At 63.1% G+C, this 12,176-nt stretch carries 11 protein-coding genes; 1 reads left to right on the forward strand and 10 read right to left on the reverse strand.

Annotated elements, in window-relative coordinates; all coding sequences use genetic code 11:
• Positions 1–76 precede the first annotated feature (76 nt).
• From ada to CS390_RS12250, 4 genes are all read right to left on the reverse strand, one after another.
• The gene (ada, locus tag CS390_RS12235) at positions 77–1,159 is read right to left on the reverse strand and encodes a bifunctional DNA-binding transcriptional regulator/O6-methylguanine-DNA methyltransferase Ada (RefSeq protein ID WP_099774675.1); all 1,083 of its coding nucleotides are present in this window, start codon (positions 1,157–1,159) and stop codon (positions 77–79) included.
• Between the two features lie 134 nt (positions 1,160–1,293).
• Positions 1,294–1,950, reverse strand: a complete 657-nt coding sequence (gene alkB, locus CS390_RS12240) for a DNA oxidative demethylase AlkB (RefSeq protein WP_099774677.1) — start codon at positions 1,948–1,950, stop codon at positions 1,294–1,296.
• Positions 1,951–2,066: 116 nt separating this feature from the next.
• Entirely contained in the window at positions 2,067–3,059 is a 993-nt protein-coding gene (locus tag CS390_RS12245) for an asparaginase (RefSeq protein ID WP_099774679.1), read from the reverse strand.
• A 97-nt stretch (positions 3,060–3,156) separates the two neighbouring features.
• Entirely contained in the window at positions 3,157–4,599 is a 1,443-nt protein-coding gene (locus CS390_RS12250; RefSeq protein WP_099774681.1) for a sodium:alanine symporter family protein, read from the reverse strand.
• 174 nt (positions 4,600–4,773) lie between these two features.
• On the opposite strand from CS390_RS12250, the gene CS390_RS12255 reads away from it, so the two are divergent.
• Positions 4,774–5,592, forward strand: a complete 819-nt coding sequence (locus tag CS390_RS12255) for a helix-turn-helix transcriptional regulator (protein WP_099774683.1) — start codon at positions 4,774–4,776, stop codon at positions 5,590–5,592.
• Positions 5,593–5,598: 6 nt separating this feature from the next.
• Here CS390_RS12255 and CS390_RS12260 read toward each other — a convergent pair whose 3' ends face one another.
• The 6 genes from CS390_RS12260 to CS390_RS12285 all read right to left on the reverse strand — a co-directional run bounded on the left by CS390_RS12260 (position 5,599) and on the right by CS390_RS12285 (position 12,174).
• Positions 5,599–6,669 (reverse strand): lipocalin-like domain-containing protein, encoded by a 1,071-nt coding sequence (locus tag CS390_RS12260; RefSeq protein WP_099774685.1) that lies wholly within the window; start codon positions 6,667–6,669, stop codon positions 5,599–5,601.
• A complete protein-coding gene (locus CS390_RS12265) occupies positions 6,659–9,136 on the reverse strand; it encodes an FtsX-like permease family protein (RefSeq protein WP_099774687.1) in 2,478 nt (825 codons plus the stop codon). Before CS390_RS12265 ends, CS390_RS12260 begins: the two co-directional genes overlap by 11 nt.
• Positions 9,136–9,801 (reverse strand): ABC transporter ATP-binding protein, encoded by a 666-nt coding sequence (locus CS390_RS12270; RefSeq protein WP_099774689.1) that lies wholly within the window; start codon positions 9,799–9,801, stop codon positions 9,136–9,138. The genes CS390_RS12265 and CS390_RS12270 overlap by 1 nt, the downstream gene beginning before the upstream one ends.
• Before the next feature lie 87 nt (positions 9,802–9,888).
• Entirely contained in the window at positions 9,889–10,827 is a 939-nt protein-coding gene (copD, locus tag CS390_RS12275; protein ID WP_065761414.1) for a copper homeostasis membrane protein CopD, read from the reverse strand.
• A gap of 4 nt (positions 10,828–10,831) precedes the next feature.
• Complete coding sequence (gene copC, locus CS390_RS12280; RefSeq protein ID WP_099774691.1) at positions 10,832–11,215, reverse strand: copper homeostasis periplasmic binding protein CopC; 384 nt, start codon at positions 11,213–11,215, stop codon at positions 10,832–10,834.
• Between the two features lie 68 nt (positions 11,216–11,283).
• Complete coding sequence (locus tag CS390_RS12285; protein ID WP_099774692.1) at positions 11,284–12,174, reverse strand: copper resistance protein B; 891 nt, start codon at positions 12,172–12,174, stop codon at positions 11,284–11,286.
• Positions 12,175–12,176: the final 2 nt, after the last annotated feature.

The following is a 12,176-nucleotide window of genomic DNA, read 5'->3' on the forward strand; positions in this document are numbered from 1 at the left end:
TCGAGGGAATCGGCGTAGGGAAATAATTACTTCAGAAATTTCTGAAGTAATACCGGCGGTTACTTGAGACCGGTCATCAGGGCTTGACTTCACGCGCCAGCAAGGCGCGTTTGCGCTCTACGCCCCAGCGGTAGCCCGACAGGTTGCCGTCGCTGCGCACCACGCGATGGCAGGGGATGGCCACGGCCAGTGTGTTCGCGGCGCAGGCCTGAGCCACGGCGCGCACCGCCTTGGGTGAACCAATGCGCTCGGCGATCTGCGCGTAGCTGGCGGTGCTGCCTGCGGGGATTTCGCGCAAGGCCTGCCATACCCGTTCCTGGAAGGCCGTGCCCCGCACATCCAGAGGCAGGTTCAGACCCAGGGCCGGGGCTTCGACGAAGCCAACCACGGTAGCGATCAGTTGCTCGAAGTTGGTGTCTGCGCCGATGAAATTGGCATTGGGGAACATGTCTTGCACGTCGTGCAGCAGCTGTTGCGGGTCGTCTCCCAGGAGAATCGCGCAAATACCCCGCGCGCTCTGCGCGACCAGAATCGAGCCCAGTGAGCACTCACCCACGGCAACGCGGATATCCAGGTGCTGGCCTCCGGCGCGATAATCACTCGGGCGCATGCCAAGCAGGTGGTCCGAAGCCGCATAGAAACGGCTGTTGGAGTTGAAGCCCGCCTCATACAAGGCATCGGTGACCCGGCCGCCAAGTGCCAGTTGCTCGCGTACCCGGCGTGCGCGGTGGGCATTGGCGTAGCCCTTTGGGGTCAGGCCGGTCACGGACTTGAACACCCGATGAAAGTGAAACGGGCTCAAACCGGCATAGGCTGCCAGGTCAGCGAGGGTGGGGAGTTCAGTGCTGCTCTCGATCAGCCGGCAGGCATCGGCCACTCGCGCTGCATGCTGGGCCAGCACTATGGACGGCAAAGCCCCGGCACGTTTCGAGGGACGATAGCCGGCCGCCTCTGCTGCCTCGGGCGTGTTGAAAAACTCGACGTTTTCCGCTCGCGGCAATCGGGCAGTGCTGCCCGGGTGGCAGTACACGCCGGTGGTGCGTACGGCATAGACAAACTGCCCATGGGCGGTCGTGTCACGTGCCAGTACGGCTTGCCAGCGCGGGTCTTGTTCAACTGCAGTGGCCGGCACTGTGGTGCTGTCCTTGTCTGTGTTCATAATGCTGTTCCCGCTGTCAGTGACCTACAGGCTGCACGTTAAGCCGCTACCCGCAGTAAGGCACTCCGACTCTTGCGGTTGAATTCCATAGGCAGCATGAGCCACTCATCAAGACACGATGAATCGCTGCTTCGTCAACCTGCCTTACGGAAGGTGAAGTTGATGCGTTGCGCGCCCATCACTGAATGCAGCGCCTCCTTGATCGGCGCTACACCATGGTAACGCAACCGGTCTTCACCGCCCCAGACCACCACATCGCCATGAAACAGTGGCACGCGTTGGGGCTTGTCAGCCCGGTGATGGCCGCCAAAGAGGAAGGTGGCCGGGATACCAAGAGACACCGAGATGATCGGCCAGGTGTAGTCGCGTTCATCTTTGTCCTGGTGCAGGGACATCCGCGAACCGGGTTGATATTGGTTGACCAGGCAGGCATCGGGCACAAAGTCGGGGAAACCTGCTGCCTTTGCCGCCGCTGTCGCAAGCGCCAGAAACGCGCTTGGAAGTTCCGGCCAGGGCTGCCCGCTGGCGGGGTCGATCGGGCTGTAGCGGTAGCCGCTGCGGTCGCTTGTCCAGCCCAGATGCCCGCAGTTGGTCAGGGCCACGGACATGCTGAAACCGCCTGGGGTGACCATGTTCCGAAACGGCGCGACTTCGCAGATGTGGGCCAGGGCCGGCAGCACTGCCTCGACGAAGGGCAGGGCAAAGCCGCGCAACACGCAGGCCTGGTGTGCCAGGGGTTCCATGGCCTGCGTCGGTGTGTGCAGACCTTCAAACAGATCGAGTGTGCTCATGGTGCTTGCTTCGCGGTTGTGAGGATGCGGCCATTTGGCCCGTCACATCAGCACCAATGTACTCCATTACGTGGGCACCGGGCTCAACTGCGCGCCAGCCCGTGCCCAGTGGTCGGTCAGGCCGCGCGTTCACCGCACAGGTCCAGGGCGAACCAGTGTTCGGCCTCGTCCACACTCAGCCCGGCGCCGAGCAGGGCGAACAGCTTGCCCAAGGCCGCTTCCCGGGTCATGCCGCCACCGGAGACCAGGCCGACATCGCGCAGGCGGCTGCCGGCGGCGTAGGTGTCGAACAGTACGCTGCCTTGTGGGCACTGGCTGATGGCCGCCAGCACTACGCCGCGCTGACGCGCTTCACTCAGCACCTGCAGCAGTGCGGCATCGTCGGATGGCCCGGTACCGCTGCCGTAGCATTCCAGCAGCAGGCCCTGGATGCCGCTGTCCAGCACGCTGCGAAGCTGTTCAGCCTGAAAGCCGGGGAACAGTGGCAGCACCGCCAGCTTGACCGGTGTGCGTGGCTGGCGATAGCACAGGCGTGCTGGCAGTGTTTCAGCGCGAGCGCCTTCACGATGACGAGGCAGTTCGGCGAACGCATCGAAGGCTTCGCTGCGTAGTTTGCTGGCGCGGGCACCGTGCAGCAGGGCACCGTGAAAGTACAGGTGTACGCCGTCCTCGATACCCGAGGCCATGATACCGAGGGCACCCCTGAGGTTTTGCCAGGCATCGCTGTTCGGTGCGCCCGCCGGCAGCATCGAGCCGGTCAGCACCACCGGAACATTCAGGCCGAGCAACAGGAATGACAGCGCCGCTGCGCTGTAGGCCAGGGTGTCGGTACCGTGCAGCAGCAGGACGCCGTCGTGGCCATCTTCGACCACGGCGTTGACGATGGTGTCACGCATGGCCAGCCAGTTCGCTTGCTGCATGTTGGCGCTGTCCAGCAACGGTTCCAGTTCAAGCAGGCGCCAGGCGGGTGTCGGGGTATCGGGGTGCTCCAGCAGGTAATCGTGCAAGCGTGCCTCGAAGCCGCTGGCCGGGGCCAGGCCTTGTGGCGTTTGCAGCATGCCGATGGTGCCGCCGGTATAGAGGACAAGAAGGTTCTTTACTGCGCGCATGGGAAGCGTCCAGGCAGATGGAAAGTGCGGTGTGAAAGATCGCGGGAGCGGTGGCAGGGAAGGCCGCCCCGGCATAGGGCGGCCTTCAGGTGGTCACTCAGCGTTGCGCCGGTGCCAGTTGGGGTTCAGCGTGCGCCGGGCTTTCGGCGTGTTGGCCCACGGGCCAGGCTTGCGGGTCCAGGTCGAGGTCGGCGAAGCGTGCGGCGTCGAACACCGGTTGTGCGATACCAGCACGGCGCTGCTCGTCATAGTCGCGCATGACCCGCAGGCCGACCTTGAACAGCATGGCCAGGGCGGCCAGGTTGACGAAGGCCAGGCAGGTCATGGTGATGTCGGCAAAGGCGAAGACGGTAGAGAGGTCTTGCACCGACCCCCACAGGATCAGCAGTACCACCAGGCCACGGTAGGCGATCAGCACCAGGCGGTTGCGGCTGAGGAACTGCAGGCTGGTTTCGCCCAGGTAGTAGTTGTAGAGGATGCAGGTGAAGACGAACAGCGACAGCGCAACGCTGACGAACAGACGCCCCCAGTCACCGACTACCGCAGCCAGCGAGTTCTGGGTCAGGGCAATACCGTCACCTTCAAAACCTGGTGTGTAGAAACCCGACAGCAGGATCAGCAGAGCGGTGCAGGTGCAGATCACGAAAGTGTCGAGGAACACGCTGAAGGCTTGTACCACGCCTTGTGCGGCTGGGTGGCGCACCGCGGCAACAGCGGCGACGTTAGGCGCACTGCCCAGGCCCGCTTCGTTGGCGAAAACCCCGCGCTTCACGCCCATGACGATGGCGCTGCCCAGCAGACCGCCGAATGCCGGGTCGAGGCCAAAGGCGCTCTTGATGATGGTTTCCAGCATGGCCGGCACGTGCTCGATCTGGGTGATGATCACGTACAGGGTGACACCGATGTAGGCCAGGGTCTTGACCGGTACCAGCAGGTCGGACACCGAGGCGATACGTTTGATGCCGCCGATGAACACCACGCAAAGCAAGGCTGCCAAGGCAAAGCCGGTCTGCTGTGGTTCAAAGCCAAACGCGTTTTGCAGCGAGTGGGTAACGGTATAGGACTGCAGGCCGTTGAAGGTGAAGCCATAGGTCACCAGCAGCAACACGGCAAACACCACTGCCATCCAGCGCAGTTTCAGGCCATGCTGGATGTAGTACGCCGGGCCGCCACGGTACAGGCCGTCTCCGTCGCTGCGTTTGTAGACCTGGGCCAGGGTGCATTCAAAAAAGCTGCTGGACATACCGACCAGTGCAGTAACCCACATCCAGAACACCGCGCCTGGGCCGCCGAGGGTAACGGCAATGCCGACACCGGCGATGTTCCCGGCACCGACACGGCCGGCAAGGCTCAGCATCAGGGCCTGGAACGAACTCAGTTGGCCTGCCTGGCCGCGCAGCGATTCCTTGAACACACTGAACATGTGGCCGAAATGACGGAACTGGACGAAACGAGAGCGCAAGGTGAAGTAGCTACCCAGTCCGACGATCAGCACGATGAGGAGTTTCCCCGAAAGGAAATCGTTGAGCGCTTCGAGCATGAAGAGACCTCGATTCTTATTGTTTAAGTGAAAGACAAACGACCGCAACAGTGCGGTGCAGGCATGGCGCGCATGGTTGGCCAAGAAAAGCCTGGTTACAATTTCGCGGGTTGATCTGAAATGATGCGACTTGATGCTAAACTAGCGTCGCTAGCATCAATCGGAAGTGCATCAATGAGTGAAAACCTGGGCGTAAACCTCAAACTGGCTTGCAGCCACTACCGCTCTATCTCGGAGGTTTGCCGCCAGCTGTCGATCAACCGTGGACAGTTCAACAAGTACCTCAGCGGCCAGAGCCAACCGACGCCTTACAACCTCAAGCGCATCGGTGACTTTTTCGGTGTCGAGGATTACGAGCTGGGTTTGCCGCCAGAGCAGTTCGCCCGTCTCATCGGCGCGCGCGTCACCATACTGCCCGGTGCCGGTCAGGAGGACCCGCTGGTCGAGTTGCTGCGTCCTTTGCGTGATCACGGCGGTAACCTGTCGCGTTACTGCGGTTACTACTTCGAGTACTCCAACTGCATGTCGGTGCCGGGCTCGATCCTGCTGTCACTGGTGCACTTGCGCGAAGAGCGAGGTACGTTCCTGTTCGAACGCCAGGAGCGTCAGGAACGTACCAGCAGCATCGACGTACAGGCCGACGACTGGGTGCGTTGCCGCTACCTGGGGGCAGCGTTCCAGCTGCAGGACCGCCTGTTTCTGGTCGACTACGAGTCGTTGACGGTCAACGAGATGAGCCAGACCATCCTCATCCCCAGCTTCAAAAGCCGCATCACCCGCCTCAATGGCCTGAAGACCGGTGTCTCCAGTGGTGACCGGCGCACCCCGACCTGCACCCGAGTGGTGTGGGAGTACCTGGGGCCGGAAATCAACCGTATCAATGCTTACCGTCAGGTCCGCTTGTACCGGCCGGATGATCCGCGCATCGATGATGATGTGCGTGCGCGCCTGGAGGTCGGGCCCATCCGTAACGGTTTGTTCGAGATTGACTGAGCGTCGTCAGTAGCCGGTCATCTCCAGATAACCACGCCCGGGGTTGCTGCCCAACAGTTGCACCGGGCCTTCCCAGTAGGCAACGGTAGTACCCATCCAGGCGTGTGGTTGCAGGGCCGCGACCTGTACGTCCAGGTTGTGCGTGGCGACTTGCAAGCGCCAGCGAGTGGGGAGCTGCTTGCCGTTGTCCTGGCGCGTCCAGGCTTGCGGGTCGAGCTGGATTTGCTCGCTTCGCAACGGCTCGGCGTGGCCGTCGGGGCTGATCCAGGTACCTGCTCGATAGGGCTGGCCGTCGCGTTGGCGCACCTGGAACAGCATCAGCTTGGCGCCGTTTTCCAGGTGAAGGGAGAACCAGTCCCACCCCTGTTGTGTGTTGCTCAGCGGCTGGCTGCTCCATTCCCGGTCGAGCCAGGCGCGTCCCGTGACCGGGTAGCGTTGGCCATGGCGCTCAACCTCGCCACTGACCTGATAAAACGGTTGGCTGTAGTAGTACGACGCTTGGCCCTGGCCAGACTTCTCGCTGTAGCCGCGGTCGCCATGCAGCACCAGCGGCCCTTGGCTGATCAGTTGCAGGCGATAGCTGAAGCCGTTGCCGGTAGCGCGCATCTGCAACTGGTCAAGCCCTTGGCCTGCCGTGCTGGCCAGTGACCAGTCGTCGATCCAGGCACGGAAGGGGTACGCGTCGACACCCGCCTGGCCGATGCCGCCACGGGCAAGGGTCTGGCTGAACTGATGGCTGGACGCGCTGCTCAGCGCGGCGTGCCCCAGCCACACGGTCGGGCTGGACCAGCCGGCTACCTCGGCACCTGGGCGCAAGGCGGAGCGGAACAGGGTCCATTGCACGCCCCAGTCATGCCCTTGCTCGTCGGTGAGATTGGCCGTGACGTACCACCACTCGATGCGGTAGCCCGCATGGGCGCCGTGGTCAGCAGGAAAACTCAGCGCTTGTCCACGCACTACCGGTGTGTAGGTCGCAGTTGCCTGGCCAAGCCCGGCAAAGCCCTCAGTCGCTGGCGGGGCCTTGTCGCACCCGCTCAGCAGCAGGGCACAGGCGATGATCCGGACCTTACGCTTCATCGGCGAATTGCCTCAACAGGTCAGCCGGTTGGCTACGCAGCAGTTGCCACAACGGCCCGATGGCCGCCAACAGGCTGGTCAGCAGGCCCAGTACAACCAACTGCAGCAGTTGTGATGGAAACACCTGCAACGGCAGCCGCCAGCCAAAGGCCTGCACATTGACCACAGCAACCAGGCACCAGGCCAGTAACAGCCCCAAGGGGATTGCCAGCAACACCGTCAGGCCGGCCAGCATCAAGGTTTGCCCCAGGCTCAACCAGGCCAGCGTGCGCCGCTCGACACCCAGCGCCCACAGCGGGGCCAACTGCCCGAGGCGGCTCTGGCCAAGGGTCAGCAAGCTGATGAACAGCGCCACTCCGGCGACCGCCAGGGTCAGGCTGTTCAGCGCAGCGGTGGCGACGAAGGTGCGCTCGAAGACCTCGCGGGACCAGCGTTTGAGGGACGCCTGATCGGTCAGCTGGTTGCTGTCCAGGGCAAACTGTTGTTGCAGCTGCGCCATCAGTGGCGCTACCTGCTGTGCGGCCAGGCGCACGCTCAGGGCGTAGAAATCCGCCTCGGGCCAGTAGCGTTGTAACCAATCGGCACTGACCAGCAGGTGCCCCTTCGGGTTGCCATAATCGGCATACACCCCGACAACCCTGAGGCTGGGCGCTGCAGCCGGGGCAGGCAGTGACAGGCGATCACCCAGGCTCAGGTGAAGGTGGCGGGCCAGTTGTTCGCTGAGCATCACGCCCTGGCCGGTGGCCAGTTGTCGCCAGGCGTCATCCTGTTGCTCAAGTAGCGTCCAGTGCTGCGGGTAGTAAGGGTGATCGGTGATGCCAAAGAGCTGGGCGGGCCACCCCTGCAGGCGCAGTTCTACGCGCCATCGCGGCAGCACGGCTTCGACCTGCGGCTGGGCAGTCAGCCAGTCATTGATCGCCTGCGCTTGTGCAGTATCGCGTGGGCTCAGGTAAAGCTCGGCGGCAAGACGCTGGTCGAGCCAGCTCATGAAGGTCTTGCGAAAGCCTTCGGTCATGCTGCCCACGCCCACACTGGCGCTCAAGGCCAACAGCAGTGCCATCAGGGCAAGGGCCAGCGCCGGCAGCTGTTGGCGGCTGTCGGCGATGAACCAGTGCGCCAGCGGCCGCTGACAGTAGCGTGCGAGCAGCAGCAACGCTGCGTCGAGCAAGGCCGGCAGCAGCAGAGCGGCGCCCAGCAGCAAGGCAGTGATCATCACAAAGGCGATACGCAGGCTGTCACCGAACCGCCAGCAGGCCAAGGCCAGCAGCGCCAGGCCAAACGCCAACAGGACCTGGCGGCGTAACCAGAGGCTTTGTGCCGCCTGCCAGGCGTGTGGTTGTGCCAGGGCCAGCAGTGGCAGGCGAGCTGCGCGCAAAAGGCTGTTTGCTCCGGCCAAGAGCGCACCGAGCAGGCTGATGGTCAGGCCCGTCAGCCACCATGTGGGTGACAGGCTCAGTTGCCCAGCCACCTGCACACCGTAGAGGCCGCGCAGGCTGGCAGCGACGTCATCCAGCAGCAAGGCCGCCAGCAGGTAACCGCTGAGCACGCCAGCCAGACCGCCCAACAGGGCAAACAGGCCAAGCTCAAGTGCCAGTGCGCTGACCAGCGCGGCGAGGCTTACGCCGCAGGCGCGCAAGGTGCGTAACAGGCTGCGGCGTTGCTCCAGGGCCAGGCCAATGGCGGCATGCACGATAAACAGGCCGACCAGGAACGCCAGCAGGCCAAGGGCGCTTAGGTTCAGGTGGAAACTCTCGGTCAGGCGCTGCAAGTCCTGTGCGTCGCTTGAAGTGTGCAGTTGCAACGTGCCAGCCAGGTTGGCCGGCAGGCGCGGTGCGCTGTCGGCGAAGGCCGCTGGCATCAGCAGCCGTGAAACCTGCCCTGGCGCTTTCAGCAGTGTTTGCGCGTAGCCAATATCGACAACGATCACCCCAGGGGCCAATTGCCCCTGCACGTGCAGGGGCGGCAGGTATTGGCCATCTTCGGTCTGCACCTGGGCGCCCGGTTTCAGGCCAAGGCGTTGCAAGGTGTCTGGGCCGACCCAGGCTTGCCCGGGCGGGCCAATGAAGCCGCCAAGGTCGAGTCCTTCGTTGGCTTGCCCGGCGATGGCTGATCCCTGGGGCAGGGTGAGCGGTTCGATGCCGATCAGCCGCACGTTAAGCGCGGCATCACCCACAAGGTTCAGGCGGCCTTCGAGCAGCGGCGAAACGGGCCAGCCCTCACGACGCAGCGCAACATAGACCGCTTGGCCGATGTGCGGGCCTTGGCGTGGTGCCCAATATGCCTGCGCCACGCCGCCGAGTACGGCGCTGGCCCGGGCGTAGTCGGCCCGTGCCTGGGTATTGAGTGCCTGTACGCCGGCCCACAGTGCGGTAGCCAGCCAGAGCCCGGTGAAAATGCTGAAGCACTGCAGCGGGTGGCGCCGCCAGTGGCTGAGCAGGGCCTGGAGGCTGATCCTCAGGCTGCTCATTACACCGCCTGGGGCTGGACACGGCCCAGGTGCAGATAGCATTGCCGGGACAGTCGGGCAGCCAGGCGTGGGCTGTGGGTGACCATCAACAGGCTGCTGCCGGCCTCACCGACCAGCCGCAGGAGCAGCTCGAGTACTGTGTCGCTGCTGGCTTCGTCGAGGCTGCCCGTCGGTTCGTCGGCCAGCATCAGCGAGGGCTTTGCTGCCAGCGCGCGGCCAATGGCCAGGCGTTGCTGTTGGCCACCGGAAAGTTGTTCGGGGTAACGCTCAAGCAAGGGGCGCAGCCCCAGTTGTTCGGCCAGGTAGGTGGCCCAGGCGGGGTCGTGACGCTCTGCCAGGCGCGCTTGAAAGGTCAGGTTCGCGGCCACATCAAGGCTGCTGATCAAGTTGTACTGTTGGAATACCAGGCCAATGCCGAGCCGTCGCCAGCGTGCCAGCTCCGCTTCCCGACGCCCTTGAAGCGGTGTGCCATCGATCAGAATGTGCCCGCTGTCTGCCCGTTCCAGGCCTGCGATCAGGTGCAGCAGGGTGCTCTTGCCGCTGCCGGACTCGCCCATCAACGCCATGCTCGTCCCGTTGGGCAGGTGCAGGTCTACGCCCCGCAGAACCGGCAGTGTGCCTTGGGCGGTGGTGAAGGACTTGTACAGGTTTTCGACCTTTAGCATGGGTAGCACACTTGCACGGGGAGCACCTGAGTAGGGTAGGCCATCCGCTGGATGCTATCGAGGCGTCCACCTCAAACCCGGATCCGCCTAGCCGCTGGGCAGTTCCACCTCCGGGCTAAGGGTACCCAGCCAGGCCACCAGGCCAAGAACGATCACCGCTACCGATAGCTCCAGGACCATGCTGCGCCGCAAGGCGTTGATAGCGCTTTGGTAATGGCCGGTTTGTAGCGAGGTTTCCAGCAGTGGGCTCAACTGGAAGCGATTGAGTGCGGCAAACACCAGCATGCCAGCAAACAGTATGAGTTTGAGCGACAGCAACCCACCGTATGTGCTGTTTGTCAGCGGTTCCAACGTCATCCCGACGATCAGCAGGTAGTTGACGACGCCGGTGAGCACCAGCACAACCACGATCAATGTCCCTGTGACTTCAAAACCCCTGAGCGCCTGGGCCAGTGCCCGCAGTTGCTGGTTTGCTGTGGGGTGATTGGCCTTTAGCAACCAGGCAAAGGCGAACAATGCTCCCAGCCAGCCACCTGCGGCCAGCAGGTGCGCAATATCGCTGGTGAAATGCAGGTAGCGCCTGTAGCCATCGTCCATGGCACCGTGTCCGCTCCAGGCCAGGGTTGCCAGGGCCACTGCGCCACACAGCATCACCAGCCACTGACCCACGGGTGAGTCGCGCCCTACGCCGAGGGCTACGAGGGTCGCGAGGGTTAGCGCGCCGATGCGCAGCCACCACATGTGCCCGACATCGGTTTCCATCAGTACCATCTGCAGCATGTGCGGGTGCAGTTCAGTGAAATCTGAGGCGCCACTCATCGTTTTCGTCAGTTGCAGTATGCCGAGGGCCGACAACAGCACACCCAACACGGCGCCAGTGGCAAGCAGTGCGCTGAAGCGCGCTGCCGAGCTTTCGGCCACAACCTGCGTCGCAGGGCTGTACAGGCGAAAGGCTGCCAGCCCAAAGAGCAGCATCAGGTCGATGCAGAGCACCAGACGCAAGGCGATGTTGAGCAGGTCATCCATGCTCTCAGTTCACCGTGAAGGTAACAGCGCCGGTAATAGGGTGGGTGTCGGAAGATACGGCTCGCCATTCGACCTTGTAGGTGCCCGCACTGAGTGGCGCTGCCGGCGTGATGAGCATGGCTTTCGGGTCACTGCTGCCACTGACCGCGGCTTTGACGGCCATCGGGGCGTGCGCCATACCCTGCATGCCGGTCATCATCAGTTTCGCGCCTGAGAATTGCGTCACCAGGTTCTCGGAAAAGTGCAGTTCGATTTTCGCCGGTGAGGCGACAGTGTCGCCCTCTGCCGGGCTGGAGGAGAGCAGCTTGGGATGCGCTTGAGCGCTGAGGCTGAGGAACAGACCGGCGCTGAGTGCGGCAGCGACGCTGAGTGTTTTCAGAGGGGACATGCAAGGCTCCTGACGGCCTGGGCCGTGGTTGGGTTAGTGTGTGGTGGGCTTCAAGGGGGGGCCGCTGTTCAGAACCACATGCGCACGCCCATCACCAAGCGTGCCTCGCTGCGGTCTTCACCGTCGTCAAGGGCGTAATCGGCGGTCTTGCCATACGTACGATTCCAGGTAACGCCAATGTAAGGTGCAAACTCTCGACGGATTTCATAGCGCAGCCTCAGGCCTACCTCGGTATTGGCCAATCCGGAGCCTGTAGCCCGTTGCGGGTCGTTTTTGCCGTAGAGGTTCAGTTCAGCCGTTGGCTGCAGGATCAGGCGGTTGGTGAGCAATACGTCGTACTCACCTTCAAGTCGAGCGGCCGTTTGACCGTTCTCGCCCACGTAGGCGGTTGCCCTCGTTTCGAGGTCATACAGGGGCATGCCTTGCACCCCCAGTGCTGCCCAGGTCTGGGGATCTCCTGGCTTGAAGTCCTGACGTATCCCGCTGACGACGTCCCACCAAGGGCCGATGGCATGCGCCCAAAGCGCCTGCAGTTCTGCCTTTTCGGTGACACCGTTGCTGCGCTCACCTTCGGAGCGTACCCACAAACGGTTCAGGTCGGTGCCAATCCAGCCGTTCACATCCCAGTTGAGTACGGCGCCATTGTCCGCGTCCTGCCATTCGAGCTTATCGATCGGCACCTTTGAGTTGATCGCGTCATCATGCATTTGATGGCCGCCCGCGCTCTCGAAGACGGCTGCGCGATCAGCGTCGGTGAGCACCGGAATCGGTGTGCGACTTTCCTGCGTTGCACTTGGGGCCATGCCCTGCATAGGGCTGTAATCCATACCCTGCATCTGGGGAGGATCCATGCCTTGCATCGACTGTTCCTGCGCCACCGCCACAGGGAGGTGCAATAGCCCCAGGCTGAAAGCCACGAGGCTTGCGCGCAACGGTTTCGCGGTTTTTTCGATGTTCATGC

This window comes from Pseudomonas sp. HLS-6 (assembly GCF_002753995.1).
GTDB classification, from domain to species: domain Bacteria; phylum Pseudomonadota; class Gammaproteobacteria; order Pseudomonadales; family Pseudomonadaceae; genus Aquipseudomonas; species Aquipseudomonas defluvii.